The sequence below is a fragment of the Microtetraspora glauca genome (assembly GCF_040656155.1).
GTDB classification, from domain to species: Bacteria; Actinomycetota; Actinomycetes; order Streptosporangiales; family Streptosporangiaceae; genus Microtetraspora; species Microtetraspora glauca.
Window position 1 is genome coordinate 82,327 of sequence record NZ_JBFALK010000028.1, and the last position, 25,241, is coordinate 107,567.

Here is a 25,241-nt window from a genome sequence, read left to right on the forward strand (position 1 = left end):
GGGTGTGCGTGACGCGTCAGGCGGCCGACCAGCCGCCGTCGACCGGGACGATGGCGCCGTTGATGAACGAGGCGGCGCCGGAGGCGAGGAAGAGGGCGGCGTCGGCCATCTGCTCGGGTTGGGCCATGCTCTCGCCGAGGGCGAGGACCGGGGCGAGGCGGGCCAGGCCGGTGGGGTCGAAGGAGGCGGCGGATTCCACGATGCCGGTCATGGTGGGGCCGGGGAGGATGGCGTTGCAGCGGATGCCGTTTTTGGCGTATGCCCACGCGACGCTGCGGGTGAGGCCGACGACGCCGTGCTTGGAGGCGGTGTAGGCGGCGCCGGCGGCGCCGCCGCGGATGCCGGCTTCGGAGGCGGTGTTGACGATGGCGCCGGCGCCTTGGGCGAGCATGTGGGGGAGAACGGCGTGGGTGAGCAGGAAAGTGCCGGTGAGGTTGACCCGCAGGACGCGTTCCCATAGCTGGAGGGTGACGTCGGCGGGCAGGGCCATGTCGTCCATGATTCCGGCGTTGTTGCACAGCACATCGATGCGGCCGTACTCGCCGATGGCCCGCTCGACCAGCGCGGTGACCGCCTCCTCGTCGGAGATGTCGGCGGCGACGGCGATGGCGGCGTCGCCGATCTCGGCGGCGGTCCGATCGGCGCTTTCCGCGTTGATGTCACAGGCCACGACGCGGGCGCCTGCTTTGGCGAAGGCGAGGGCCATGGCGCGGCCGATTCCGGAGCCCGCGCCGGTGATGAGGCTGACGCGGTCGGTGAAGGTGTCGGTGGTCATGCGCTCAGTCCTTTGGGGGGAAGGTGGGCGCCAGGTCCGGTGAGGCCGACTGGCGTCGGAGGCCGTGCTGATCAGGACCGGTGGTTCGTGCGGTCCCGTCGGTCATGTCGCCTCCGCAAACAACCGGACAATATTGTCCGGTTGTTAAAATACCCGCTGTGCCTGCTACTCGTCGACCCAACAGAGGGCCCAGTGCCGCCGCGGAGAACCGTGCGGCGCTGATAGCCGCGGCTCGCGAGGTCTTCGCCGACGCCGGCTACGACGCGCCGCTCAGCTTGGTCGCCCGCAGGGCGGGGGTCGGTCAGGGCAGCCTCTACCGGCACTTTCCCGACCGCGTCAGCCTGGCCCTGGCCGTGTTCGAGGACAGCGTGAACGATCTGGAGGCGCTGGCGGCCGAACCCGGCACCACACTCACCGACCTGCTGACGCTCATCACCGAGCAGACCATCGCCTCGACCGCGTTCATCGACATGGTCAGCATGGCGCCGATCGACCCGCGCATCCGCGACGTCCATGCCCGTGTGGAGACCCTGCTGGGGGCTCCGCTCTCCAGAGCCCAGCGAGCGGGCGGCATCCGGAGCGACCTCACCAGCGGCGATCTCCTCCTGGCCGTCGGCATGCTCGCCGGGATCCTGGCCAGGACTCCGGCCCCCGCTCGGCGCCGGACCGCCGAACGGGCGTGGGGACTCATCCGCGAAGGGATGACGGCGGCGGGCCGGGCCGGAGGCGGGCCGGGCCGTACGGGCTGACCGGCTCACCTCGCCGCCGTCGTCGGCGCGGGACGCCGATGTCGGTGATCAGGACGCGGCGCGGCCACCTCAGCCGGGTGGTGAACCGGTCAGCCGGTCAGTGGGTCAGAAAGAGGGGGTCAGGACCTGCGGCCGGCGTTGGCGTGGATGGCGTCCCGGACGTACTGGGCCAGCCCCACCGCAGTGGACTCGTAGTTCGCCGTGAACCTCGGGTCGCTGACGTACAGCTCACCGAGCCCCTTGTGGATCTCGTAGCCGCAGTCGTAGAACCAGCGGCTGATGTGGGCGCGGTGCCGCTCGGCGGCGTCCATCGCCTGCTCGCCGTCGGCAGGAATACCGGCCTCGTACGCGGCGGCGAACGCGGCCAGCGCCTCGGCCGCCTCCGTCGTGATCCGCAGCCAGTCCTCCTTGGTGTAGGACGCGGTGCGGCGTCTGCTCTGCTCGAAGGCGTCGGTGCCGCCCCAGCGCTCCTCCACCTCCTCGGCGTACTCCTCGGGCCGGAAGTCGCCGAACACCTCGAACCGCTCCTGCGGGGTGAGGGAAATCCCCATGATCTGGGCCTCCATCGCTGTCTCGACCGCCTCGGCCATCTCGGTGAGCCTGACGATCCGCCTGCGCAGCAGTTCGTGCTGGCGGCGCAGGTGGGTGAGCGCGTCCACGCCCGGCTCGTCGAGGATGGCGGCGATCTCCTCCAGGGAGAATCCGAGCTCGCGGTAGAACAGGACCCGCTGCAGACGGTCGAGATCGGGCTCGCTGTAGCGGCGGTATCCGGCGTGGGTCCGCTCGCTGGGGGACAGCAGTCCGATCTCGTCGTAGTGGTGCAGCGTGCGGACCGTCACACCGGCGAAGGCCGCCACCTGGCCGACCGAGTAGCTCATGGCTCTCCTCCTTTCATGGTCCAGCCTGCGGTCTCTCGTGACGTGAGGGTCAAGCCGGTTTCGACCGGCAGGCTCCCGGCTTCGATGCCGGGGGATGTGCGCCGAGCGCGTGCACTGTACCGACCGCGCGAGGCGGTGCGGGAACGTCATGTCCCCCGGCGGGAACGCCATGCCCCGCGGAGGGGCCGCCCGTTCTCCGGCGCAGGTGGACGGGTACCGCGGTCGTCGCGGCGCGGTATTGCGGCGTGGTCAAGGCTGCCTGTGGCAGACTCCGTGGATGCTGCATCCAGATGCCGTACGGCCCGTCACCGGCTACCTGGCCGTCGCCGACCGGCTGCTCCCAGGGCGGATCACCGGCTTCTACGTCGTCGGCTCGGCGGCGCTGGGCGCGTGGCGCGCGGGACGCAGCGACATCGACTTCGTCGCCGTGGTGGAGGGCGACCTCAGCGCGCGGGACGTACGCCGGCTGCGCGTGCTCCACCCGGCCGGGAACGCCCGGGCCGTCGGGCGAGCACTGGTCCGGGTTCGGCCGACCGTCCCGGGGACGATGAACGGGGTGTTCGTGTCGGCCGGGGACCTCGGCAGGCCGGTGACGGAGATCCGGCCGCTGGCCTCGCACACCGGTCCGTCCTTCGGCCGCGGCCGCGGCTTCGATGTGAACCCGGTGATGTGGAAGGTGCTGCGTGAGCGGGGGATCACCGTGCGGGGGCAGGCTCCGGACGAGCTCGGCCTCGACCCGGAACCGGACCGGCTGCGCGCCTGGAACCTGGACAACCTGCACGGCTACTGGCGGAGTTGGGCAGACAGGGCATTGGCCGGGAGGGTGCGGAGCCTGCCGTTCGTCCCGGCGCGCTGGATGGCGGAGTCGTTGGCGGCCTGGGGCGCGCTCGGCCCGCCCCGCCTGCACCACACGATCGCCACCGGTGAGGTGATCCCGAAGGAGACCGCGGGTGAGTACGCGCTCGACACCTTCGGCGTGCGTTGGCATTCGCTCATTCGGGCGGCCCTCGCCCACCGGCGTGGTGAGCCGGCGACCGCCTGGCCCGACCCCTCGCTCGCCGACCCCGAGCGGCGGGTCCGTCTCGTCGGCGAGTTCATCCTCGAGGTGATCGCTGACGCGGATCGGCTGTGACGCGCCGTCCTCCCGCTCCTCGCCGTCCTCTACTCCGTGACTCCGTGACTCCGACCCGGAGGGTCCGGCAGGGGTCTCCCGGCGGGGTCGCCCTCCTTCCGTCCCTTCCTTGCGTTCCTTGCGGTAAAGGGTTTCTTCCTTACCGTGTGGCCCCGTCGTCTCCCGGCGCCGTCACACGCCGTCGCCGGTGGTACGCGGCCCGAGCAGCGGGAGCGTACGTGCTGAGTGGACTCTCCCACGGGGGGAGGGACCATGCTGGATCGCGTGAACGACGACCTGTTGTCCATCGGGCAGTTCGCCCGGCTGGCCCGGCTCAGCGTGAAACAGCTGCGCAACTACGCCGACCTCGGACTGCTCGAACCCGTGTTGATCGACCCGGACAGCGGCTACCGCTACTACCGGGCCGGGCAGGCGCGGGCCGCCCTGGCGATCGGGCTGCTGCGCTCCCTCGACGTCCCTCTCGCCGTGATCGCCACCGTGATCGGGCCGATGGTGGACACCGGAGAAACGCTGAACCCGGTCCCGGCGGACCAGGTGGCCGATGCCGGATCCCCGCGTACGGGGGACCGCCGGGCGGCCGCCGCACTCGCCCGCGTACGGGATGATCTCGAAACCGAGCTGGCCCGGCGGCGTCGCACGCTCCAGACCCTGGAACGGATCCTGGAGAGCGGCCTGCCCGCCCCGCAGGTGAGCGTGGTGACCGAGCCGCCGCGCCGCGTCGCGGTACTCCGCGACGTCGCGGCCACGCCGGAGGAGATCGGACGGGTCACCTCCGCCTGTGTCGCCCGCCTGCTCGCCGCCCTTGGGCAGGGGGCCGGGCCGGAGAGAGCCGCCGAGTCCGGGACGGGCGGCGGGCCGGTATGGCTCATCGGCCTGTTCCCGGTCGACTTCGGCGACACGATCCCGGTCACGGTCGCGGTGGTGTTGCCGGGGACGGTGGTCCCGGGCGGGCACGGCCACGGCGCGCCGCCCGGGACGTCGCTGGACATCCTCCCCGGGGGCACCTTCGCCCGTGCCACCCATGTCGGGCCCTACGACCAGATCGCGCTCACCGCGCACGCGCTGCTCGCCTGGTGCGCCGAGCGCGGCCATCTTCCGGCGGGGCCGCTGCGTGAGGTCTATGTCAGTGATCCCTCGACCACGCCGTCTGAACGGCTGGTCACCCATCTCATGATCCCTTTGGCGGCAGCTCCGACTCCTTGGCCGTCATGTCCGGCGCGCGCTGACCTCCCTTCTGCCTGGTGGGGTACCAGAGGGTGACCTTGAGCTCCCTGACGGAGACGTCCAGGTTCCACGGGTCGGGACGGGAGGTGTCCTTCAGGTACAGCACGCGGTGCCGACAGCGTGCTCGCCGCTCAGTCGCCGGACAGGGCCAGGCGCACTCCGAACCCGACCAGAGCGGTGCCGGTGATCCGGTCGATGATCCGATGGACTCGGGCCCCCATCAGCCAGGCGCGCGCCAGGTGGGTACCGAAGATCAGCAAGGTGAACCACGCCATCCCCTCGACGTTGTGCACCAGCGCCAGCAGCAGGCCCGTCAGCAGGTGTGGCGCGTCCGCCGGGATGAACTGCGGCAGCATGGCCACGTAGAACACGCCGATCTTGGGGTTGAGCAGGTTCGTCACCAACCCGCGCGCCCACGCCCCAGCCGGCCCTGTCACCGGCCCTGTCACCGGCGCGGAGTCGATCTTCGCCTCCGGGTCGGCGCCTTCCGCGTTCGCCGCCTCGGGGAGTGCGGGCTCGGGGAGTGCGGGCTGGAGGGGTGCGGGCTGCGTGGACGCGCTCGCTGAGGATGCGGTCGTCGAGGGTGCGGGCCGCCCGCGCATCGTGCGCCACACCATGGTGGCCCCGAACCAGATGAGATAGGCCGCTCCGGCCAGCCGCAGGACCGTGTACGCCGTCTGCGACGCGGTCAGGAGGGCCGACACGCCCACCGCGGCCCCCGCGCCCCACACCAACACGCCCGTGTTGACGCCCAGCGCGGTCGCGAACGCGTGCCGCCGTCCGCCCGTGATCGCCGATCTCAGGACCAGGGCGGTGTCCAGACCGGGAACGATCGTCATCAGGCCGGCGACGACGGCGAAGGAGGCAAGCGAGGAGAACATGGTCATATGGCGATTGTTGTGATGACTGTCGTGCGCCGTCCACCTGAGTGCTCGCCCCGGCCCTCCAGCCGGGCGGGCTGCTCACGCCGTACTCGCAGCCCATACCGCGCAGCGAGCCGATGCGCGGCCGGCGGCCGGAATCGGGTGATCGCGGTGACTCTGCGCCCGGGCGGTTGCCTCGACTCCACCGCCGCGGTGAAAGCGGCGAGGTTCGACGAGGTCGTCCAGCCCGCGAAGCCCCGACGTGTCATCGCCCGGGCCATCGCCGAGGCCACACCCGCCCGGGGAGCGGCACGGCAACGTCCCGCTTTATGACCGGTCAGCGAGCACACGCCGGATCCGGGCTCAACGTCCGGCCGACAGGCCGTCACCCTCAGCGCCGCGCTCACCCGCGTCACCTGGGCCACCGTGTTCCGGATCGCCTGGTACGGCCGAGGCATCGGCCGACCCGGCAGCCGGGACGTCCGCCACGCCCCGAGGGCCGCGCAGCAGCGGATGCGCCCGCATCGCCACCTCCAGCTCACCCGGGAGATCATCGCGATAACGGCCGAGCGTCGACAGATCGCTGTGCCCCAGCACGCGGCGAACCGCGTCCATGTCCGTGCCGTCCGCCAGCAGATGCGTCGCGGTCGTGTGCCGCAACCCGTGCGGCGTCACGCTTCGCCGCCGCCCCGGCTCCACCCGCCGCTGCACCCGGTCGATCACCCCCTGCACGTCACCCCGGGCCAGCCGCCTGCCCCGCCACGACAACAACAGCGCCTTCTCCTGGCTGGCCGCCCGCACCGCGAGGTAGGCGTCGAACACCTCGGCGACGTCACGCGGAAGCGGCACGTCCCGCGTCGTGCCCCCCTTGCCGAAGATCCGCCAGTAGCGCACCCCGTCATTGGTGTAGAAATCCTCGACGTTCGCCCGCACCAGCTCCGACACCCTCGGCCCCACCGTCGCCAGCAACAGCACGATCAACGCGTCACGGGCATCCGTACGCTGATCCTTCCTGCGCGCGGGCTCCTCGGCGGGAGAACGTGCCGCCCCGATCAACCCCTCGGCCTGCTCCTTGGTGAGCGCCCGCCGCTCGGCCCGCAACCCGCCACGCTCCCGGGCGGTCACCGACGAGGCCGCCATCGGGTTGAGCTGCACCCACCCCGCCACCGCCGCGTGCTTGAACAACGCCGACACCGAGCGGCGGAACCGCGCCTGCGACGCCGCGCTCTGCAACCCCGCGCTCTGCAACCCCGCCTCCGGCTCCCGCCGCCGCTCGTCCGGCTTGCGCGCGAACGCCAGCAGCACCGCGTCCACGTCCTCACCCGTGAGGTCGTCCAGCACCCGGTCCGCACCCGCCAGCCGTACGAACGTGGCGACGTCCCGCGCGTACACCTCGGCGGTCGCGGGGGACAGCGCCCCCGTCAGCGTCTTGGCCCGGACCAGCTCCACGTAGCGATCCGCGGCCTCCTCCACGGTGATGCGGTTCAACCGAGCCGGAAGCATGATCCACACCGTATCCGGCCCCACCGACATCCGCGCGGCCACCCGTACGACTACCCGATCGAGGGATGCGCCCGCCCGGCCCGGCCGAGAGGCTGGGAGACACGCCTCTCGGCGCCCGCCGTAGGCCGGGAGGTGACGCACACGGACACGGCGGCGGTGAGAGCACGGGCGCAGCGGGGGAGCGGTGCCGATGGGAGCCGAGCAGCTCAAGGTCGTCAGCACCGGCATCCCGGCCCGCCTGGACCGGCTGCCCTGGTCGCGCTTCCACTGGCGGATCGTCGTCGGCCTGGGAACCGTATGGATCCTCGACGGGATCGAGGTGACCATCGTCGGCGCGATCGCCCCCCGCATGACGGAACGCGGCAGCGGAATCGACCTGACGGCCGCCGACATCGGCACCGCCGCCGCGGTCTACGTGGCCGGAGCCTGCGCCGGCGCCCTGATCTTCGGGCAGCTCACCGACCGCCACGGCCGCAAGAAACTGTTCATGATCACGCTCGCGTTGTACGTCGTCGCGACCGTGGCCACCGCCTTCTCCTTCGCCCCCTGGTATCTGTACCTGTTCAGGTTCCTCACCGGAATGGGCATCGGAGGGGAGTACGCCGCGATCAACTCGGCCATCGACGAGCTCATCCCGGCACGCAACCGCGGCCAGGTCGACCTCACCATCAATGGCAGCTTCTGGGCCGGATCGGCGCTCGGCAGCGCCGCCGCGCTGGTTCTGCTGTCCGACCTGTTACCCACGGACATCGGATGGCGGCTCGCCTTCGGCCTCGGCGGCCTCCTCGGCATCGGCATCATGATCGTACGCAGGCACGTGCCCGAAAGTCCCCGCTGGCTGTTCATCCATGGCCGCGAGAAGGAAGCGGAACGCATCGTCGGCACGATCGAGACCGAGGTACGCGCCAAGACCGGCCGCGAGCTGGCACCACCCTACGGGACCATCACCGTACGGCAACGCCGGGCGATCCCCTTCCGGGAGATCGCCGAAGTCGCGATCAAGCGCTACCCCCGCCGGACGATCCTCGGACTGGCCCTGTTCATCGGGCAGGCGTTCCTCTACAACGCCGTCACGTTCGACCTCGGCACCATGCTGCACACCTTCTTCGGCGTGGCCTCAGGGGCCGTGCCGTACTTCATGGTGGTCTTCGCGTTCGGCAACTTCCTCGGCCCGCTCCTGCTCGGCCGGCTCTTCGACACGGTCGGCCGCGTGCCGATGATCTCGGGGACCTACCTGGGGTCGGCCGCGCTCGCCGTCGTCCTCGCCCTCCTCCTGATGAACGGCGGCCTGACCGCGGTGTCGTTCGTCGCGCTGGTCGCGCTCACGTTCTTCGTGGCCTCGGCGGGCGCGAGCTCGGCCTACCTCACCGTCAGCGAGATCTTCCCGATGGAGACCAGGGCACTGGCGATCGCCCTGTTCTACGCCGTCGGGACCGGAATCGGCGGCATCACCGGACCACTGGTGTTCGGCGAGTTCATCGCCACCGGAAGCATGACCCTCGTCGCCGTCGGCTTCCTCATCGGAGCCGCCGCCATGGCCCTCGGCGGGATCGCCGAACTGGCCTTCGGCGTACGGGCGGAGCAGCAGTCACTCGAACACATCGCCAAGCCGCTGACCGCGGAGTGACCGGTGAACGACCGACCCGGGTCTCCCTGATCGAAGGGCTGCCGCGCGACGTCTCCGACATCCAGCCCGGCACCGCCGGGCCGCCACCTCCATCACCACAGGAGTGATGAAGGCACCGAGGACATGCCGACCGTCAGCGCGTCAGAGCGGTGCCCAGCCGGCGAATGATCTCGGCCTCGCCGGGGTCGACGTCGTCGCTGGATGGCGCGTGTTCGGTGATGGCCGCCCCGACCATGTCCTCCACCTGGGCGACGAGGTCGATCAGTCGCTGCGGCCGCACGCCGTTCGGCTCCGGGTAGCAGGTCGAGCCGAACGCGGTGGGCTCCAGGACGTCGAGGTCGATGTGTACGTACACGGGGCCGCGCAGACCGTCGAGCACACGCTCCAGGTCGTCAACGCCATACCTGCGCAGGCCGGTCCTCGCGAGGTACTCGTGCTCGGACACATCGCCCGCCCGCTCCCCAGCGATGATCACCTGGTGTGGCGCCAGCGGCTGCTCCGGTGTGAGGCCGGCCGGCCCGTCCCCGAGCAGCGCGCGCACCACCATCCCGTGGAAGGCGCCCGATGGCAGGGTCTGCGGGCTGTAGACGTCCGGATGCGCATCGATCCACAGCACTGTCAGCGCATTCCCATAGCGGGCGTGGGCCGCGTCGATCGGCGGGATGTCGACCGCGCAGTCGCCGCCGATGGTGATCACCCGGTCGTCGATGCCGACCAGTGCCGTCCGCGTCAGCCGCTGGTTCTCCACGAGCACGTCGTACGCGCGGATCCCGGCGGTCTTGTCCCCGTCGGCTTCCCGCACCGGCACGGTCACCACTGCGTCGGCCGGAACGAGCTCGGCGGCGCGGCGGGCACCGGCCGACAACCCCCGCGCCTTGCTCGACGCCGAGCCTTGCCATTGTGGTACGCAGAGCACAGTCGTCATGCGGCGACGATACGAGGCGCCGGGATCAAAGATCTAGATCGTTCTCGCTGCCGTCTTCAACCGATTTTTCGCCTGATCGGGCTGATAGCAGGAAATCCCCACATAGGGCACCGTGTTCCGTCGCTTCGGTAACCGCGCCGGACTGCTGCAGGCGCTACTGGAGGAAAGGTCCCGCGAGCTGCGCGACGCGGTCGGAAACGGACCGCGGCCTCGGCCTGGGGACCGCCGGATCCTGTCCGGCGGTCCTCCGACCCCTCGTCAGGCGGCCACCTGGGCGGCCGGCTCCAGGCGCCGGGTCATCCGCCGCTCGAACCAGACCGTGGTGAACGGCGGCACCGCGCATGCCAGCCCGAGCACGACGGTGCCGAAGCTCCATCGGCCCGCCCTCGCTGCGGCCAGCACGGCGAGCCCGTAGAGCACGAAGATCGCCCCGTGGATCGGACCGAAGATCCGCACGCCGATCTCGTCGCCGACGACGACGTACTTGAAGAACATGCCGATGAGCAGCCCTGCCCAGGAGTACGCCTCGGCGATCGCGACGGCACGGAAGAGGCGGAACGCGGAGGGCATGAGGGCATCACCTTTCGAGCGGCGGGGGAGGGGATGCCCCGAGCCTAAGCGCACGATGGACCGGTCCGGCCGCCGGGTCGCGCCGACCCCCGCCCGAGCCACGACGCGGGCTTGGCGTACCCGCCTGGAAGGGGTGCCGTGGAAGCGGCCGAGAAGCGGCCTCGGTGCTGGTGAGGTCGCGTCTGGTCGGGCAGCCGGCCCGAACGCCGCCGCCGCAGTCGGCCCCGCGCATTGTTAGGATACGACTGTATCCATTCGGGAGATGAGGTCACCATGCGCATGCCTGACCGGCCATCCGCCTTCACCAGCGACTCCGCCCGTGACAAGTACCACACCGTCTACGACCGAGTGCTCGGCGAGCTGTGGCCGGTGCCGGTGGACGCCATCGACATCGAGACCCGCGCCGGCATGGTGCGGATCCACCGGGCCGGACCCGCCGAGGGGGATCCCGTGGTCCTCCTGGCCGGTGCCGGCGGGAACGCGCTGGCCTGGTACCGCTACATCGAGCCGCTGGCACGCACGCGCCCGGTCCTTGCCGTCGACCCGCTCGGCGAGCCCGGCCGCTCAGTTCAGACGCGGCCGCTCGCGACCGGTGCCGAGGTCGGTGGCTGGGTCACCGACGTCCTGGCCGCGGTCGGAGCCGAGCGCGCACATGTGGCGGGCTTCTCTGCCGGCGGCTGGGCCGCGGTGGAACAGCAACTCGGCGGGGGCGGCCGAGTCGCGGCGCTGACGCTGGTGGACCCGGGCGGCTTCGCGCCGTTGCCCAGGCGGTTCATCCGGTGGGCCCTTGCCGGGGCCATCGCCTCCATGCTTCCTCGTACGTTGCGACACCGCATGGCCGGCGTAGTGAACAACGGAGTGCTGCGCGAGGATGGGCTGGTGGAGCTGATGCGGGCCGGATGGTCCTTCCGCCGGCGTGTGCCCATCCCGCCCGCCTACACCGACGAGCAGATACGCGAGGTGTCCGTGCCCGTGCAGGTGCTGCTGGGCGCCCGCAGCGCGCTGCTCGACGCGCAGGCGCTGGCCGCGCGGCTGGCCGACATCGCGCCGTCCTGGCGGGTGGAGATCGTGCCCGGCACCGGACACTCGCTACCCGTCGAAGCTCCGGACCTGGTCGCCGAGCGGATCCTCACCTTTCCCGGCCAGGCGCGGCCCGGGACCGCAACGCCGAAGCACAGCACGAACAACAGGTAGAAAACGGTTATGCCCCGACAGGTGGATCATGATGAGCGGCGGCGCCATTTGATCGAGGCGCTGCTGCGCATCGCCAGCACCCGCGGCCTGCAGGCAGTGTCGATGCGTGAGATCGCCGCCGAGGCCGGGGTCTCGCTGCGCGTCGTCCAGTACTACTTCACCAACAAGCAGGCCCTGCTCGAGTCCGGCCTCACCGAGCTGGGTGCCCGCATGGACCGCCGGGTCAAGCAGCGGGCCGCCGCTGCCGCGGGCGAGCTGACACCGCGAGGCGTTTTCGCCGCCGTCCTCGGCACGATCGTGCCCTTCGACGAGCAGAGCCGCCTGGACTCTATGGCCTGGACCGCCTACTACACCGCCGCCCTCACGGACCCGGCGCTCGCCGCGGTCGGGCTCACCCTGCCCAACGCACTGGAAGACTTCCTCACCGTACGGTTGACCGCCGCGCAGCAGGCCGGGGACATCGCCCCCGATCGTGACACGCGTACCGAAGTCGCCGGCCTTCTGGCTCTCGCCAACGGCCTGACCCACAGCGTCCTCAGCCGGCAGCGCAGCCACGAGGCCGCCACCAAGATCATCGACTACCACCTGGACCGCCTGTTCGCGCCGGGGGCGGCCTGACCCAGCGGGACCACTGCGGTTAAGGGACAAACCGGCGCAGTTCACTTCAGCTTCGGCACGTCGCCAGGCAGGTCGAGACGAACAATCGACCTTCGTCGGCCACAGCGCTGTGCCGAACGCGGGAGTGAGAGCCGGCGCCGTTCTGGCGTGTGATCATTCCGATTTCCGTGGTGACCATTCACGTGACGTCGCGGCCCGTGGTGGCGCTCCGGTGCCCGATGTGTTCCATGAGCAGCCCGATACCCATGCCAAGCCCGCACACCAGCAACGGCCAACCGTGCGGACGGCGTGGGGCCCATTGGTCGAAGGCGATCGCCAGTCCGGCCAGGATGACGCACCCGGCCAGAAACCAACCTATGGCGCGGCCTGCGGCGCGCCGCCGAAACAGCAGGATCGCGAGGATGACGGCCAGTACGATGCCGGGCCAGGCCAGCACGAAAAAGTCCCAGCCATACGTGATGGCGGTGCCGTGCTCGCCGATCAAGGCGTGGGACAGCCAGGAGCCGGCCAGAAATGCCACGATGGAGACGGGAAAGGCCACCAGCAGCATCGTCAAATGCCCGTAGAGCTGGTCCCCGAGCCGGTTGTCGATGGTCAGCCAGGTGAGTGTGCATACGGCTGCCGTATATGACAGCACGGTGATGGCCGCAGAGAGGCCATGTCTTCGCCTGATCAGTCGAATCATGCGGTGCCTTCCGGTTCCGTCGCTGGTAGAAGTGCCGGTCTCACACCGACCGGGCGAACCTTGTGGTCTTCATGTTGGTGAGGAGGGCCGCCCGCGCGCCAGGGGCGATCACCGGGTTCGCCACAGTGCGGAACGATCGATGCCGCGGCCACAACGGTAGGCGCCCAGCGCGTAGACCTCACGGGTGCCGGGACGCAGCACCAGATCCGCCCCGTACGCCGTGCAGCCGTCGAACGCGGGCAGTCGGCCGCGGGTCCAGCGCCCACTCGACAGGTGCCACAGCTCGTCGGCGTCGTCCACCGTCCACATCCCGCCCGCGCCGTCGGGCTCGGCATGCTCGAACCATCTGCTCTCGCCCCCCGAGGTGGGCACCGGACCCCAGTGGCAGCTCCAGGACCTCCCATCCCAGTGCAGCGCCACCGGACGGAAGCCCATCTCCTCGTCTTCGCCGGTTTCCACCAGCATCGCCGCCGCGCCGACCACCCACACGTCGCCGGGACCCAGCACCGCCACATCGTTGACCCTCAGGGAGGTGCCGACGACCCTGTCGCCTGCCAGGACCCCCTTGGCCGGCCCACCCAACTCGGGCATTCCGATCTCCTGCCAGCCGGAACCCGCCCAGCGCAGCACCCCTGCACGGTGCCCACCCTCGCTGTCCCGGCCGGGCACTCCCACCGCCCATATCTCATCGCCCCGGCCTCCGACCAGCAGGCCGCCATAAGACGGAACACCCAGGCGCGGGATCGGAAGCCGGTAGGACCGCCAGGCCGAGCCGTTCCAGCGCAGCGCCTGCCTGCCGTACTTCAGCCACGGACCGTACACGTCCACGGAATCGGCGGACGTGGTGGCGATGGGGAAGACCTCACTACGCCACCGGCCCCTTTCGAAGGTGTGGACGAACACTCCGGGCCTGGAAGAGCCACCGGTGTAAAGCGCCCTACCGAAGACCCGTACCCGCTGAGCCGACACCACGGCCAAGCCCTCCACGGCATGGGGATTGGATGTGCGGTCGAACGGCCCGTCGACCGGCGCCGGTGGGATGTCAAAAGCCTGCCAGGCCGAACCGTCCCAGCGACGTAGGACGCCGGTCTTGAACGGGTCCCTGTTGTAGACGGCCCAGATCGTCCCGTCAGCGGTGGCGGCCACCTGACGCGGATCGGTGTGGGTGTCGTCCTTGTCGACGGTGAGTCGCTTCCAGTTCGGTGCCTTCCCGGCGGCCTGGAAATCGTCGGTACGCTCCGGCGGCTGGCGACAGGAGGAGGGCTGGGCTGGAACGGACGTGAGCGCCGGGGCCTTCACCGCTCGGAGCGACAGGGTCGGGGCCGCAACCGGCCGGGGAGAGGCGACGGTTCGCACCCCGCCGGGGGAGGGGCGCACGCCGGCGCCGGGCGAGTGCCCGGTGCCAGGCGACAGCGCCGAGCATCCCCACGAACCCAGCACCAGCGCACCCAGCACCAGCGCACCCAGCACCAGCGATGGGCCCATGACGGGCTTCCTGCCGTTAGACGAGAGCATTTCCGAGATCTTCGCACACGAGTCGGTTGCTGGGACTCCATGCTGCCAAACGGCACCGTCAACCCGGGCGAAACGAACTCCTTCAACCACTACGCGCTGGGATCGGTCACCGACTGGGCGGTCGCACGGAAGGGCTCCGCATCCTCAGGCTTGATCAGCTCATCTGGGGCGGACACCGACACACCTTAGTGAGACGGGGCCATTTTGCGTGAGACAGGACACCCGAGCAACCCCGGCAACTCGCCCCGCCAAGGGTGAACCTCTCACTCGCTGGCAGCAGTCCCGGCACCTGGGTTGCGTCCAGGTCCGGGGGTGATACCGTCTAACTGGCTCCTCGCTGTGATCAATCTGATCCTCGTTCCATCTGAGCCTTTCTTCTGCCGTCCTGAGCGTCGGTATCTCACGTTCGCCCGCTGTCAAGGGCGTCGTTTCTCCTCCAGATGCCGGACGGCGTCATCACGCGCCTCTTCCTGTGCGCGCAGACCGCCCGCCGCCGGCCGAGAGTCATCGCGCCATGCCCGCTACCGGGCCGATGTAGCGCATCCACCCTTCCCCGTCACTCGTCTCCGAACTTAAGGACACGCCCATGACCATTACCGCTGACAAGCCCTCGACAAGGAGCGCCCTGGCAGTCCAGAACAGCACACATCCGCCCACCGAAGAACGGGAGGTGACCGGGTTGCTCGACATCCGTGACAGAAGGGCCTACCTCATAGCAGATGGCTACCTCCCCAGCCAGGACGATGTCTGTCTGCCTACCGCGCAGGTGAAAGCACTCGGCCTGCGCCGGGGCGAACTGATCACAGCCCTCCTGCGCAAGCCGCACGGCAAGCCGGCACAGGTGGTGTCGATCGACGGCGAAGAACGGCACAGGGAACGGCCGCACTTCTCCGACATGACGCCCGTCCACCCCCACCGCCGTCTGCTCTTGGAGACCGGATCGCCGATCACACGCCTGATCGACCTCATCACCCCGGTCGGCTTGGGACAGCGCGGCCTGATCGCCGCACCACCGAAGGCCGGGAAGACCATGGCACTCAAGGCCATCGCCGACGCCATCGCCGCAAACCATCCCGCCGTCCACCTCATGGTGGTACTCGTGGGCGAGCGCCCCGAGGAGGTCACTGACTTCCGCCGGCAGGTGCGCGGCGAAGTGATCGCCTCAACGTTCGACCAGCCCGAACGCGACCATACAGCGCTCGCCGAACTCGCGATCGAGCGCGCCAAGCGGCTCGTCGAGCATGGCCAGGACGTCGTTGTCCTACTGGACTCCCTGACCCGTCTCGGCAGGGCATACAACGTCATCGCCCCCAAAGGCGGCAAGACCCTGACCGGTGGAATCGACGCGTACGCCATCCATCAGCCGAAACGGCTGTTCGGCGCGGCCCGCGCGACCGAGGAAGGCGGCTCGCTCTCCATCATCGCGACCGCGCTCGTCGAGACGGGCTCGCGGATGGACGACTACCTCTTCGAGGAGTTCAAGAGCACCGGCAACATGGAACTGCGCCTTGACCGGGCCCTCGCCCAGCAGCACCTGTTCCCCGCCGTGGACGTAACCGCCTCCAGCACACGGCGGGAGGAGATGCTCCTCGCCGACGACGAGCGCGAGATCATATGGAAACTCAGGCAGGCGCTCGCAGACCTGGACCGCGAGCAGGCGCTCACCGGGATACTCGACGGTCTGCGCACGTCACCGTCCAATGCCGCTTTCCTCCGGAAACTCGCGCTCTCGCAGAACCCCCTCTGAGCCCCGGCAGGAAACCCCGGAGCACGAGCAGCGCATCTTCTTGGTTGGCGTTGGTTCCCCGTCGTTCTCAGGTGAGGTAAGCCCGACCGGCGGTTGCCGCGCCGAGGGTGACGGCCACGGTCGTCGCATCTGGGCAGGTCACCCCGGCGTCGATCTCGTTGCCGTCGGAGTCCTCGACGGCAACCCGGGGGCGCCGGCTCAACGGGTGGACGGTGATCCACTGCTTGGCCGGGGTTGGTCTGCGTGTGGGTGAAGTGGCCGCCGCCACCGGGACCAGGAGGCCCTGGCGGCCGCTGGATACCGCGTACGGCGACGTCGATCTGGACCGGGTGGGTCGCGACCTCGGTTGGGGCAACGGTTCACCTTTGCAAGTCCGGGCGGGAAGGTCCTCGTCGGAGTAATGCACGCTCACGGTCGCCACCATAGGCGGCTGTAAGGCTGATCAGTGGATGTCCGGGTAGGCGTGCTCGTTGGCGGCGAAGACAGTTGACGGTGACGTCGGTTCCTGGCCAAGCCGACGGGGATGGGGGAGGGCTTCCACCCATTGGCGCGCCAAACCCAGCGGAAGCCGCCGTTCCTCGGCTTCCTGTGTTACGAAGCCCGCGCTGGAGACGTTCGAGGGAGCTGCTGCTACGGCCTGCACGCTCATCGACGCCACCAGGGACATGATCCGGAGCCACTTTCATGAGACTGCCGACGCTGAGGGGCCACGTTGCTAAGAGTCCGATCCGCACAAATCCGGGAGCGGAGCCACTTTAGTGAGACGAAATCCCGCGGGGGCCACCTTGATGAGACAGGGGCCACGTTCCCTGAGACAGGACACTGGGCGCTGGTTGAAAACCGAACACTCTCCTCCATACCGGACAGAATTCACCTTCTGTCCGGTATAGAACTTAGAGGGTTTTTCCGGACATCGAAGCATTGGGGAGCACGCACCGCCGACATTCACTCGAGGCGACGGAATCGAGCCCATACGCCCGCCGTGGCGTTGGGGGTTGCGTCGCGCCCAGAATGCGAGGCAACGACAACGTCGCTCCTTCGGTGTGACTCATTGATCGTTTTCAAAGCCGATCCGAACGGCCATGATCATCCGTGCGGTGCCCTGAGCCGCGGAAGGCATTTTCGGTGGCCTGAATCGCTGGAGGAGGACGCCGTCGACGGTGGTGCCCCTCTGCGATGGCCCCTCGCGCCCATCCTTGAGCAAGATTGACAGGTACCTGTCATCCTGGCAGGGTGACGCGCATGGAAGAGCTCACCGAGCGCGGCTTGGCCTTCTCCGAGCTGGTCATCGAGGTGTTCAGGGCCAACGGGCTGTTGCTGGCCACCGGCGACGAGCTCGCCGGGCCCGTCGGTCTCACCAGTGCCAGATGGCAGGTGCTCGGGGTGATCGACCACGAGCCGATCACCGTGGCCGGGGTCGCACGGACGATGGGGCTGGCCCGGCAGAGCGTCCAGCAGACGGCCGACTCGCTCGCGGCCGACGGCCTGATCGTGTTCCAGGACAATCCGCTTCACCGGCGATCCAGGCTGATGACGTTGACCTCGGAGGGACGCGCGGCACTCGCCTACGTCGAACGGCATCAGGCCGAGTGGGCCAACCGCCTGGGCGGACGCCTGTCCCTCGCCGATATGAAGATCACCATCAGCACCCTGCGCGAACTCGGCCTCGAGACCAGGGCACAGGAAGAGGAGAGCCCATGGCCGACGAAGTGACCGTCCCGCTGCTACCCTGCGCGTCCATCGACGACATCGCGGAGTTCTACCGTGCGCTCGGCTTCGAGCGGACCTACCGGCAGACGCGCCCCAATCCGTACATGGTCCTGCGTCGCGAGGATCTCCAACTGCACTTCTTCGGGATTCCTGATTTCGATCCCGCGAATTCGTACGGCTCGTGCCTGGTGTTCGTGCCGGACACGGGAGTGCTGTTCGAGAGCTTCGCCGCCGGCCTGCGAGAGGCCTACGGCAAGCTCCCGGTGTCCGGGATTCCCCGCATCACACGACCGCGCAAGCGCAAGAACTCCGACGGGCTGGCCGGTTTCACCGTCGTCGATCCAGGCGGCAACTGGATCCGCATCTTCCCGGCCAAGGGCGAGGACGCGGACTCCTCTGCCACCGGCAAGCTCGCCAAAGCCATGGAGAACGCGGTGGTCCTCGGCGATTCCAAGGGCGACGACAAGCAGGCGGCCCGCATCCTCGACGGCGCGATCAATCGCGAGCAGGACTCCGCCCCGGCGGTGGAACTCGTCGAAGCGCTGGTGTACCGAGCCGAGTTGGCCGTACGGCTGGGCGACGCCGAGCGCGCGAACGACCTCCTGGCACGGGTGGCGGCGACGAACCTGGCCGGCGCCGATCGGGAACGCCTGGCCGACGCCCTGGCGAATGCCGAGGACCTGCGTCGCGCCCAGCGCGAAGCGTGAGTGTCCAAGTGGGATAGGCAGGGACGGCTGCGCCTGCCAACGGCGTCAGCACTCTCACCCCGAACAGGGCGATCGGTCCGGTCCTTGTCGCTGTGAGCCCGCTCGAATGAACATCTCGCGGCAGGTGACGCTGGAGACGGCGTCGGCCTGTGTCCAGCCAGGCGCGAGAAAACATGTTGCGTGCCCGATGCCGTCGTGACACCGTTCACGGCAACTCCGGCTCTTTGGAGGTCGATCATGACGATCACGGTCCCTGGCGAGACTCACGCTTCGACGCGGGAGCCTGTCGCTCTCTGACGCACCCGACCCCGAGTCTCGGGGTGGAACCTGTTCCGGACGGTGACGAGCCGGCGGTGAAGCGCGCTCCTCGCGTCGAAGTGATCCGCATGACCGCAGGGATGTCCCTGCCATCTTGCCTGCGTGACGCCCATGTCTCATGGCGTCACGATTCCGATCACGAGGAGCATGAGTGTCTTCGCAATCATCCTTCGAGCCTCTGCGTGGAGCCGAAGGCAATCCCACACCGGTGATCCGGCATCGCGACACGGTGCTGCGTCCGGCCGGGCCCTGGACGGAGACCGTCCACGCCCTGCTGCGGCACCTGGAGAGTGTCGGTTTCACCGGCAGTCCTCGCCTCGTCGGCGATGGCTATGACGATCAGGGGCGCGACGTCGTCACGTACATCGACGGCGAGTTCGTCCACCCGCTCGCCTGGACCGATGAAGGGATCTGGCGAGTCGGCCGCCTGCTACGCGAACTCCACGACGCCACCGCGAGTTTCCGGCCGCCGCCGGACGCGGTCTGGCAGTGGTGGCCGTTCCACAGCTCGGACCCTGAGGCGATCATCAGCCACAGGGACGCGGGGCCGTGGCACACCGTGGCGCGCGACGGTCTGCCGGTCGCCTTCATCGACTGGACGTCCGCCGGGCCGACCGACCGGCTCGACGAGATCGCCGCCACCGCGTGGTGGAACGCGCAGTTGCACGACGACGACGTCGCCGAGCGGCACCGTCTGCCCGGCGCGTCGGTGCGGGCCGCCCAGTTGCGGTACTTCCTGGACGGCTACGGGTTTCCCGTCGCCGAACGGGATGGTCTCGTGACCCGGATGGTGGAGTACGCCATCCGGGACTGCGCGGCCGAGGCGATCAAGGGGCGGGTCACGCCCGAGTCCGGCGATCCGGCTCCGTTGTGGTCGATGGCCTGGCGGGCCCGGTCGGCGGCGTGGATGCTGCGCCACAGGTCGATGCTCGAGAGCGCCGTCACCGCGCGGAGCTGGTGATTCTTCGAGGTCAGACGCCGTTTGCGCGCCTGACCGGGTGAATCACATGGAAGTGAGTCACATCATGTGATTCCGAGGTGGTCGCCGTCGGCCGCTACGTGCGGCGGGCGGTGACCACCTCTTCTCGCTGGTCACAGGTTCCTGCCGGAGGCGCCGTTCCGTGCGCGGATTCGAGGCGCCGCGGCCCTCGCGGGAGGCTGTGGTGGAGGCCTGCCAGGGTCTTTCAGGGCAGGTCAGAGGGCGTTGACGAAGATCTCGGCTTCGTCCTGTCCCATGCCGGTCTCGCCGCGTACGAGGAAGATCGCCTGTTCGGTGCGGCCGGCGGCCTTGAGTTCGCGTACGCGGGAGGCGAGGTCGCCGTGCCCGCCGGCTCGCTCACCGGGAACGGGGCGGCCGGCCTCCAGGGCGTCGACGACGGTCTTGGCCTCCTTGAGGCCCAGTCCGGTTTCCTCCCTGACCAGCTTGATCGCGTGGATCTTCTTGTCCTCTGCGCACAGCTCGCGGACGCGGTCCTGAAGATCCAATGAGATCGGCGGCATCATTCCCGGCGTCCGCCACGCGAGCTGTGCGCTGGGACGGGCTCCCGCGCGGGCCGCCAGTACGACGACGACCACCAGCACGGCGACCACGAGCACGATGAGGACGATGACGAATGTGGGATTTCCTATGGACACGCCGTGATCGTACGGCTCTGGCAGGGTCCGAGGAAGCCTCTCCGTAATGCTCGATAATGAACATTATGTCAAGTAGACCGTCGAGGGTCTCCCCGATCGGGGCAGTCGGTGCGGCCGTCTCGGCGTCGAGACGGCCGCATTCCTCGCCCTGGGTCCGGCCCTCCTATACGGCCGGTCCTGGCGCTCGACGTGCCCGAGGCTCGCTGTGCGGCGGGTGCGATGGGACTCGCCCGCACGCACAGGGGCGGTAGGCGAGTCCCAGACGTCCGGACCAGGCGGACGCCGGCCCGTGCCCGCTCAACTCTTGATCTGGACGGTGTTGATCCTCACCTTATGAGCTGGTCGGCGTTGATATGCACCTCGAATGTGTCACGGTACGGGCTTCCTCCACCGCCAGGTATAGGCCACAGGTAGGGCAACGGCTGTGTCAGGTCGATGGGGATGGTCGGATTCGTGGGCTGGACGGTATCGACCGGATAGATGTTCCATCGCGGTGTCGGATCTGTCGTCCCCGTTCCGGGAGAGGGCTGTGAGCCGGTGGGCTGGGGCTGTGGGCCGGTGTTCGTGGGCCCGGGCCACTCATGAGGCAGTGGCGGGTCGATGTTGACGTAGGTCATGGTCGAGCGTGGGCCAACGTTGGGGATGCTGGTGCCCCCTCCACCACCGCCGCCGGTGCCGCCGTTCGACCCCGTGTTCTGGGTGGCGGTGGCGGGCAGGTAGTGGCGATCGCTGGGGTCGGCATCGCACGGCTCCGCCGCTCGGGCCGGTGGACGGGCTCCGTCAGGCGCCTTGACCCGCAGCCCGAGCTCACCCGCGATCATCAGGGCGTAGTGGCCCGCCAGTGCCTGCTGCCCTTGCTTGTTGGGATGTCCTGTTTGCTGTTTGCTGTTGAAGCTGTCCCCTCCCGCGGCGAGGGTGAAGTTGACGTTGCGGATGTAGGGGGCCTCGGTCCCCAGCTCGTGGCCGGTGAAGGCGTTCTCGATGTCCAGCATGTCGGCGGCGATCCCGTTGTCGGCCAGGACCTGCTGCGCCTTTTTGATGGAGGCGGTCAGCCGAGGCGCCAGAGTGCGGAGTTTCGCCCAGTCCGCCGGACGTTTCCGCACCACCCATCCCATGAGACCTCCGGGCTGGAGACCGTCTGCGACGCCCTGGGGATAGTTGACCATCATTACCCTGGCCTTGCCGCTGGTGGCGACGCTCATCGCCCGCACGAGCTGCACCAGCCGCGCCGACAGGGTCGACGGTTGCGTCACCGGTCGGACGAACGGCGGACGCGGCGGCTCTGAGTCCGCCCATTCCTGCGCCGAGGTGCGGGTGGTGTTCAACAGCGGCGCGATCCGCGCCTCGATACCGCCCACGTCACCTGGCTTGTCGAGTACGGCCGCCAGCATGGGCCCGAAGTCGACGTCGTTGCCGCCGAAGCCGGAGATCACCAGGTCGGTGGCCTCGTCCAGTCCCTCGTTCTGCGGCGGGTTGACGCGGCCGTGGTCGTTCTGGCCGGCGAAGAAGTGCTCGCTGGCGGCGCCGGAGGAGGCGTTGAAACGGACGTCGAAGAAGATCTCGGGATTGGCGCGGCGCAACTGGTCGATGGCCTGCAGGACCGCGGCGTTGGCCGAACGGTGACGGAAGTCCTCATCGTAGTCGGCCTCGGTGTGCCCTACCGCCGGGATACGCCCACCGTTGGGCCCTGGGAGGAATCGCATGGGTTCGGGCAGGAAGCCGCGCTTGTTGAAGTAGTCCCCCGCCCCCTCTCCTGATATGTACGAGTCGCCCATGATGACGATCTTCACGACCCTCTGCCCCGGCAGTGGGACGCCCTGACGGAACTGGGTGGGCTTGTCGTCCCCCCAGAACAGCGGCCCACCCGGCCCGGTGCCGACAGGCGGACAGGTGTCGGTCGGCGCGTACCGCTGCCCCAGGTACTCCAGGCCGCCGACGGCGGGGAGGTTCGCGAGCGATTCGGCGTCGTAGTCGTCGAGGAGCGGGATATCGGTGATCGGGGTGGCACTCGCAGGGGTGAAGCCCGTGCCCGCGACCAGGGCCAGGGCGAGCGCCGCTCCTGTGAGCGCACGGGGCAGTGGCCGATGTAAGGATCTTCGCGTCATGCCGTCAACTATGAGCGCCGCTCATATGGTGGGCCTCCTCCTTGGGGAGGAGCCCGTTCTCCGCCCACGGGCTGCCAACGCTCCTGCAAGAGGCCGTCATCTCAGCCGCGACATGAGAGAACGCCGTCAGGTCGCCTAATGGAAGGCGCGACCCTAGGCGAGCTGTCGTACAACTACTGGGATTGACCCGAGAGCGTCGAGGAAAACCGGCCGATTGAATATTGGAGGCCACCGGTAGCTCTCTGATATCGCGTTTGATGCGATCCCCCGCGGGTGCTCCCGACGCCATCCATGAACAGGCGGGTTACGGCGATCCCGGGGAGCGCCCGGGGGTCCGGCGATGAGTGCGGCGTGGCGTCATCTCCGCGGGCCGAAACCCCAGCGCCGCGCGGCGCGGCGCCGGTATCGTCCGGCGAAGCCGCGTAGCAGGATGAAGCGTGGGATGGCCGGCACCTGCCGGACGACGATCTGGTAGCGAGTGGTGTCGAGGCTGTCGAGCAGCCAGTGGCCCTCGTCGCCGAGTTCGGTCAACGATCTCTGCTTGATGTGGAAGTCCTGCTCCCAGGCGTGCCACTCGGCCGAGGTGAGGGCGGCCGCGGCGACCGGCATCGTCTCGTCCTCTTCCCGCCGCAGGTGTGGCAGGAGCGCGTCGTCGAGGGCGGTCAGTGCGTCGAGCAGGCCGGTCCTCGTCTCGTCGGTGCCGCTGGCGGCGTACCGCTGGGCCGCCGCCTCGACGGCGGCCATGGCGTGGGCGATGTCCGCGTGGTCTTTCTCCATGCTGTCGAGGAGTTGCGCGGCGGTCGGCGCCTTGCGCCGGAGCAGTGGCCACAGGCCGCGGTCTTCGCTGCTGTGGTGGTCGTGCAGGTAACGCATCATCCAGCGGAGGTGGTCGGCGATCGCCTCCCGTTGGCCGTTTTCGGGATATGGCCGTTCGGTGAGCGCGTGGCGTGTGCGTTCGAGGTCACGGCGTAGCGCGTCGTGGATGATGCCCATCATGCGTGTGTCGGCCGGCGTGGTCGCCTGAGGTTTCATCGCGTGTGTCCTTTCCCCTGGCTGCGCCGGTGGGCGGCGGGTCATGCGCTGTGCGGCTGGTGCCGGGAGGGGCATTAGAAGACGACCCTGGCCTGGCGGGCGGCGGCGGATGCGGCCGGGTCGCCGGAGACGAGTTCCAGGTGCACGTCGTCGTCGCGGCCGGCGAGGGCGCGCATGTATGCCACGGCGTCCGCTCGTACGACTCCCGCCGGATCGCCGGTGCCGATCAGCCAGGACCCTCCGGCCGGGCCGGTGAGCTCCAGCGCGATCGGTGGGCCCGTCCAGGCCAGTGCCAGGTCGCGGATGACCTGTTCGGTGATCTGCCGGTCGTGCTCCCCCGTGGTGATCGGCCGCCCCGTCGCGCGGGCGAGGTCGACGCGATGCATCCACAGGTCGCGGGGGTAGATGACGTCGAGCAGGTAGCCGATGGGCATCCGGGGCGTGGCGGGTATGCCGCTGTCGATCGTGACGCGTCGGAGCGTGCTCGGTCTCCGTAGGCGGGCGCGTACGGCGCGGGGCCACAGCCGGGCGAACTCCTCGACGAGTGCCGGTCCGGTTTCCGTGGCGTGGTCGTCGATCTGTACGGCCATGTGAGCGTCCAGAGCGATCTTGCTGGGGTGTCGTCGCCGTCCGGTGAGCTGCCGCCGCAGCATCGTGCGTAGGTGGATGTTGTCCTCGCACTGGCCGACGAGGTGGGAGACCAGGGTGCGGACATCCCATTCGACGCAGTCGGTGGGGCGTGCCCAGTCGTCGTCGCGAAGTTCTCCGAGTAGTGCGAGTGTCGCGCGGCCCTCGGCGTCGGAGATCAGCGCGGCCTGGTCGCGATCAGTCTGGGGTAGCCGCGCGGCTTCGACGAAGGATGGGATCATCGGTCTCGCCCTCCTCGGGGGCGTAGTAGCGGAAGAACATGTCGAGTGCCGTGCGCGCGTACCGGGTGAAGCGTCCCTGTCCGGGGGGCGCGGACGGTTCGTTGGAGAGTTGCTGGCTGATCACCCCGGAGATCAGCACCGTGTAGAGGGCGAGGCCCTCCTCGCTCGCCGCGGCGGGTGCCAGTTGTCCGGCGTCCACGGCCGCCTGGAGTGCCTCGCGCAGGATTTCCAGTTGTTGTACGGCGGGTTCGAATGCCTGGGGGGAAGGTTCGAATCCGGGTGCCGGTCGCCAGTACATGAGTTGCGCGAGCACTGGGTTGGCCGTCATCCAGGCGATGGTCGCCTCCTGGCCGGCGGCGATGGCGCCGCATGGGTCGTCGGCGATCGTGGCGCGGTAGGGGGCGAGGATCTCGACCGATCGGCGCATGCCTCGTTCGAAGAGTGCGTCGTAGATGGCGATTTTCGATGGGAAGTACTGGTAGAGGGAGGGCGGGCGGATGCCTATCCGTCGTGCGACCTCCGCGAGGCTGAGCGCGGCCACGCCTTCTTCCGCCATGACCTCGATCGCGGTGTCGAGGATCTCCTGGACGGTCTCGTTGCGCCGGCGGAGCCTCCGGTCTTGCCTCATGTCGTTAAATTAACCTAATGCCCGTAGGTAAATCAATCCTGATTAGGAGCACTGGTCGGCCCGGGTGAGGCTCTCGCGCGGGAGAGGGGTCGCTGATCGTCCCCTGGCGTCCGTTTGGTCGCCGGGTGTCAGGATTGACCCATGGGGACGACCAGCGCGACCAGCACCAGCGCGGGGACGATCAGGATCGGGCCGTCCTTGAGCGAGCCGGTCACGGCGAGCGCGATGATCG

Annotated in this window: 25 protein-coding genes; 11 read left to right on the plus strand and 14 right to left on the minus strand. The window is 69.2% G+C overall.

Annotated elements, in window-relative coordinates; translation table 11 throughout:
- Positions 1–16: 16 nt before the first annotated feature.
- Entirely contained in the window at positions 17–775 is a 759-nt protein-coding gene (locus AB0I59_RS37190) for an SDR family NAD(P)-dependent oxidoreductase (protein WP_358140656.1), read from the minus strand.
- A gap of 158 nt (positions 776–933) precedes the next feature.
- Here AB0I59_RS37190 and AB0I59_RS37195 point away from each other — a divergent pair, with 158 nt between their 5' ends.
- A complete protein-coding gene (locus AB0I59_RS37195) occupies positions 934–1,524 on the plus strand; it encodes a TetR family transcriptional regulator (protein WP_061254718.1) in 591 nt (196 codons plus the stop codon).
- Positions 1,525–1,643: 119 nt separating this feature from the next.
- Here AB0I59_RS37195 and AB0I59_RS37200 read toward each other — a convergent pair whose 3' ends face one another.
- Positions 1,644–2,402: a MerR family transcriptional regulator gene (locus AB0I59_RS37200; protein WP_358140660.1), complete on the minus strand. Its 759-nt coding sequence runs from the start codon at positions 2,400–2,402 to the stop codon at positions 1,644–1,646.
- A gap of 277 nt (positions 2,403–2,679) precedes the next feature.
- On the opposite strand from AB0I59_RS37200, the gene AB0I59_RS37205 reads away from it, so the two are divergent.
- Both AB0I59_RS37205 and AB0I59_RS37210 read left to right on the plus strand, forming a co-directional pair.
- A complete protein-coding gene (locus AB0I59_RS37205; protein WP_358140663.1) occupies positions 2,680–3,534 on the plus strand; it encodes an aminoglycoside adenylyltransferase domain-containing protein in 855 nt (284 codons plus the stop codon).
- A gap of 252 nt (positions 3,535–3,786) precedes the next feature.
- Positions 3,787–4,794, plus strand: coding sequence for a MerR family transcriptional regulator (locus AB0I59_RS37210; RefSeq protein ID WP_358140666.1), 1,008 nt, complete (start codon positions 3,787–3,789; stop codon positions 4,792–4,794).
- Positions 4,795–4,889: 95 nt separating this feature from the next.
- Here AB0I59_RS37210 and AB0I59_RS37215 read toward each other — a convergent pair whose 3' ends face one another.
- Positions 4,890–5,645: a LysE family translocator gene (locus tag AB0I59_RS37215; protein WP_358140669.1), complete on the minus strand. Its 756-nt coding sequence runs from the start codon at positions 5,643–5,645 to the stop codon at positions 4,890–4,892.
- A gap of 147 nt (positions 5,646–5,792) precedes the next feature.
- Here AB0I59_RS37215 and AB0I59_RS37220 point away from each other — a divergent pair, with 147 nt between their 5' ends.
- Entirely contained in the window at positions 5,793–5,954 is a 162-nt protein-coding gene (locus tag AB0I59_RS37220; protein WP_358140671.1) for a hypothetical protein, read from the plus strand.
- 30 nt (positions 5,955–5,984) lie between these two features.
- Here AB0I59_RS37220 and AB0I59_RS37225 read toward each other — a convergent pair whose 3' ends face one another.
- Positions 5,985–7,124: a tyrosine-type recombinase/integrase gene (locus tag AB0I59_RS37225; RefSeq protein ID WP_358140674.1), complete on the minus strand. Its 1,140-nt coding sequence runs from the start codon at positions 7,122–7,124 to the stop codon at positions 5,985–5,987.
- 190 nt (positions 7,125–7,314) lie between these two features.
- Between AB0I59_RS37225 and AB0I59_RS37230 the strand changes: the two genes are divergently transcribed.
- A complete protein-coding gene (locus AB0I59_RS37230) occupies positions 7,315–8,751 on the plus strand; it encodes an MFS transporter (protein WP_061254714.1) in 1,437 nt (478 codons plus the stop codon).
- A gap of 133 nt (positions 8,752–8,884) precedes the next feature.
- On the opposite strand, the gene AB0I59_RS37235 is transcribed toward AB0I59_RS37230, so the two are convergent.
- Together AB0I59_RS37235 and AB0I59_RS37240 are read right to left on the minus strand one after the other, a co-directional pair.
- A complete protein-coding gene (locus AB0I59_RS37235) occupies positions 8,885–9,676 on the minus strand; it encodes an arginase family protein (protein ID WP_358140678.1) in 792 nt (263 codons plus the stop codon).
- A 258-nt stretch (positions 9,677–9,934) separates the two neighbouring features.
- Positions 9,935–10,246: a DUF3817 domain-containing protein gene (locus AB0I59_RS37240; protein WP_061254712.1), complete on the minus strand. Its 312-nt coding sequence runs from the start codon at positions 10,244–10,246 to the stop codon at positions 9,935–9,937.
- A 273-nt stretch (positions 10,247–10,519) separates the two neighbouring features.
- On the opposite strand from AB0I59_RS37240, the gene AB0I59_RS37245 reads away from it, so the two are divergent.
- Together AB0I59_RS37245 and AB0I59_RS37250 are read left to right on the plus strand one after the other, a co-directional pair.
- Positions 10,520–11,440 (plus strand): alpha/beta fold hydrolase, encoded by a 921-nt coding sequence (locus AB0I59_RS37245; protein ID WP_358140681.1) that lies wholly within the window; start codon positions 10,520–10,522, stop codon positions 11,438–11,440.
- 9 nt (positions 11,441–11,449) lie between these two features.
- Positions 11,450–12,058 carry a TetR/AcrR family transcriptional regulator gene (locus AB0I59_RS37250; RefSeq protein WP_358140684.1) on the plus strand — a complete coding sequence of 203 codons (609 nt, stop codon included), beginning with the start codon at positions 11,450–11,452 and terminating at the stop codon, positions 12,056–12,058.
- Positions 12,059–12,236: 178 nt separating this feature from the next.
- Here the strand turns inward: AB0I59_RS37250 and AB0I59_RS37255 are convergent, their stop codons facing one another.
- Together AB0I59_RS37255 and AB0I59_RS37260 are read right to left on the minus strand one after the other, a co-directional pair.
- On the minus strand, positions 12,237–12,743 hold the full coding sequence (locus AB0I59_RS37255) for a hypothetical protein (RefSeq protein WP_358140688.1): 507 nt from the start codon (positions 12,741–12,743) through the stop codon (positions 12,237–12,239).
- A gap of 108 nt (positions 12,744–12,851) precedes the next feature.
- Entirely contained in the window at positions 12,852–14,228 is a 1,377-nt protein-coding gene (locus tag AB0I59_RS37260) for a hypothetical protein (RefSeq protein WP_358140691.1), read from the minus strand.
- 616 nt (positions 14,229–14,844) lie between these two features.
- Between AB0I59_RS37260 and rho the strand changes: the two genes are divergently transcribed.
- Positions 14,845–16,005: a transcription termination factor Rho gene (gene rho / locus AB0I59_RS37265; RefSeq protein WP_358140695.1), complete on the plus strand. Its 1,161-nt coding sequence runs from the start codon at positions 14,845–14,847 to the stop codon at positions 16,003–16,005.
- 67 nt (positions 16,006–16,072) lie between these two features.
- Here rho and AB0I59_RS37270 read toward each other — a convergent pair whose 3' ends face one another.
- Positions 16,073–16,207: a hypothetical protein gene (locus AB0I59_RS37270; protein ID WP_358140698.1), complete on the minus strand. Its 135-nt coding sequence runs from the start codon at positions 16,205–16,207 to the stop codon at positions 16,073–16,075.
- A 1,040-nt stretch (positions 16,208–17,247) separates the two neighbouring features.
- On the opposite strand from AB0I59_RS37270, the gene AB0I59_RS37275 reads away from it, so the two are divergent.
- The 3 genes from AB0I59_RS37275 (at position 17,248) to AB0I59_RS37285 (ending at position 19,701) form a co-directional block, all read left to right on the plus strand.
- The gene (locus AB0I59_RS37275) at positions 17,248–17,718 is read left to right on the plus strand and encodes a MarR family winged helix-turn-helix transcriptional regulator (RefSeq protein WP_061254702.1); all 471 of its coding nucleotides are present in this window, start codon (positions 17,248–17,250) and stop codon (positions 17,716–17,718) included.
- Positions 17,703–18,422, plus strand: a complete 720-nt coding sequence (locus tag AB0I59_RS37280; protein ID WP_358140701.1) for a DUF8817 family protein — start codon at positions 17,703–17,705, stop codon at positions 18,420–18,422. Before AB0I59_RS37275 ends, AB0I59_RS37280 begins: the two co-directional genes overlap by 16 nt.
- A 469-nt stretch (positions 18,423–18,891) precedes the next feature.
- Positions 18,892–19,701: an aminoglycoside phosphotransferase/kinase family protein gene (locus AB0I59_RS37285; RefSeq protein ID WP_061254698.1), complete on the plus strand. Its 810-nt coding sequence runs from the start codon at positions 18,892–18,894 to the stop codon at positions 19,699–19,701.
- Positions 19,702–19,934: 233 nt separating this feature from the next.
- Here the strand turns inward: AB0I59_RS37285 and AB0I59_RS37290 are convergent, their stop codons facing one another.
- The 5 genes from AB0I59_RS37290 to AB0I59_RS37310 all read right to left on the minus strand — a co-directional run bounded on the left by AB0I59_RS37290 (position 19,935) and on the right by AB0I59_RS37310 (position 25,009).
- Positions 19,935–20,375: a ribosomal protein L7/L12 gene (locus tag AB0I59_RS37290; RefSeq protein ID WP_358140704.1), complete on the minus strand. Its 441-nt coding sequence runs from the start codon at positions 20,373–20,375 to the stop codon at positions 19,935–19,937.
- A gap of 326 nt (positions 20,376–20,701) precedes the next feature.
- Positions 20,702–22,480 (minus strand): SGNH/GDSL hydrolase family protein, encoded by a 1,779-nt coding sequence (locus AB0I59_RS37295; protein WP_061254696.1) that lies wholly within the window; start codon positions 22,478–22,480, stop codon positions 20,702–20,704.
- 357 nt (positions 22,481–22,837) lie between these two features.
- A complete protein-coding gene (locus tag AB0I59_RS37300) occupies positions 22,838–23,512 on the minus strand; it encodes a hemerythrin domain-containing protein (RefSeq protein ID WP_358140707.1) in 675 nt (224 codons plus the stop codon).
- Between the two features lie 74 nt (positions 23,513–23,586).
- Complete coding sequence (locus AB0I59_RS37305) at positions 23,587–24,381, minus strand: maleylpyruvate isomerase family mycothiol-dependent enzyme (RefSeq protein ID WP_358140710.1); 795 nt, start codon at positions 24,379–24,381, stop codon at positions 23,587–23,589.
- A complete protein-coding gene (locus tag AB0I59_RS37310) occupies positions 24,338–25,009 on the minus strand; it encodes a TetR/AcrR family transcriptional regulator (RefSeq protein ID WP_358140713.1) in 672 nt (223 codons plus the stop codon). Before AB0I59_RS37310 ends, AB0I59_RS37305 begins: the two co-directional genes overlap by 44 nt.
- Positions 25,010–25,241: the final 232 nt, after the last annotated feature.

What these genes read in the sequence shown, in the direction of transcription:
- AB0I59_RS37280 (WP_358140701.1), top strand. Translation starts at nt 17,703, where the DNA reads ATGGCCGACGAAGTGACCGTCCCGCTGCTACCCTGCGCGTCCATCGAC.
- AB0I59_RS37305 (WP_358140710.1), bottom strand. Translation starts at nt 24,381, where the DNA reads ATGATCCCATCCTTCGTCGAAGCCGCGCGGCTACCCCAGACTGATCGC.
- AB0I59_RS37260 (WP_358140691.1), bottom strand. Translation starts at nt 14,228, where the DNA reads ATGGGCCCATCGCTGGTGCTGGGTGCGCTGGTGCTGGGTGCGCTGGTG.
- AB0I59_RS37275 (WP_061254702.1), top strand. Translation starts at nt 17,248, where the DNA reads ATGGAAGAGCTCACCGAGCGCGGCTTGGCCTTCTCCGAGCTGGTCATC.
- AB0I59_RS37210 (WP_358140666.1), top strand. Translation starts at nt 3,787, where the DNA reads ATGCTGGATCGCGTGAACGACGACCTGTTGTCCATCGGGCAGTTCGCC.
- rho (WP_358140695.1), top strand. Translation starts at nt 14,845, where the DNA reads ATGACCATTACCGCTGACAAGCCCTCGACAAGGAGCGCCCTGGCAGTC.
- AB0I59_RS37245 (WP_358140681.1), top strand. Translation starts at nt 10,520, where the DNA reads ATGCGCATGCCTGACCGGCCATCCGCCTTCACCAGCGACTCCGCCCGT.
- AB0I59_RS37205 (WP_358140663.1), top strand. Translation starts at nt 2,680, where the DNA reads ATGCTGCATCCAGATGCCGTACGGCCCGTCACCGGCTACCTGGCCGTC.
- AB0I59_RS37235 (WP_358140678.1), bottom strand. Translation starts at nt 9,676, where the DNA reads ATGACGACTGTGCTCTGCGTACCACAATGGCAAGGCTCGGCGTCGAGC.
- AB0I59_RS37240 (WP_061254712.1), bottom strand. Translation starts at nt 10,246, where the DNA reads ATGCCCTCCGCGTTCCGCCTCTTCCGTGCCGTCGCGATCGCCGAGGCG.
- AB0I59_RS37215 (WP_358140669.1), bottom strand. Translation starts at nt 5,645, where the DNA reads ATGACCATGTTCTCCTCGCTTGCCTCCTTCGCCGTCGTCGCCGGCCTG.
- AB0I59_RS37310 (WP_358140713.1), bottom strand. Translation starts at nt 25,009, where the DNA reads ATGAGGCAAGACCGGAGGCTCCGCCGGCGCAACGAGACCGTCCAGGAG.
- AB0I59_RS37295 (WP_061254696.1), bottom strand. Translation starts at nt 22,480, where the DNA reads ATGACGCGAAGATCCTTACATCGGCCACTGCCCCGTGCGCTCACAGGA.
- AB0I59_RS37225 (WP_358140674.1), bottom strand. Translation starts at nt 7,124, where the DNA reads ATGCTTCCGGCTCGGTTGAACCGCATCACCGTGGAGGAGGCCGCGGAT.
- AB0I59_RS37250 (WP_358140684.1), top strand. Translation starts at nt 11,450, where the DNA reads ATGCCCCGACAGGTGGATCATGATGAGCGGCGGCGCCATTTGATCGAG.
- AB0I59_RS37300 (WP_358140707.1), bottom strand. Translation starts at nt 23,512, where the DNA reads ATGAAACCTCAGGCGACCACGCCGGCCGACACACGCATGATGGGCATC.
- AB0I59_RS37200 (WP_358140660.1), bottom strand. Translation starts at nt 2,402, where the DNA reads ATGAGCTACTCGGTCGGCCAGGTGGCGGCCTTCGCCGGTGTGACGGTC.
- AB0I59_RS37255 (WP_358140688.1), bottom strand. Translation starts at nt 12,743, where the DNA reads ATGATTCGACTGATCAGGCGAAGACATGGCCTCTCTGCGGCCATCACC.
- AB0I59_RS37190 (WP_358140656.1), bottom strand. Translation starts at nt 775, where the DNA reads ATGACCACCGACACCTTCACCGACCGCGTCAGCCTCATCACCGGCGCG.
- AB0I59_RS37230 (WP_061254714.1), top strand. Translation starts at nt 7,315, where the DNA reads ATGGGAGCCGAGCAGCTCAAGGTCGTCAGCACCGGCATCCCGGCCCGC.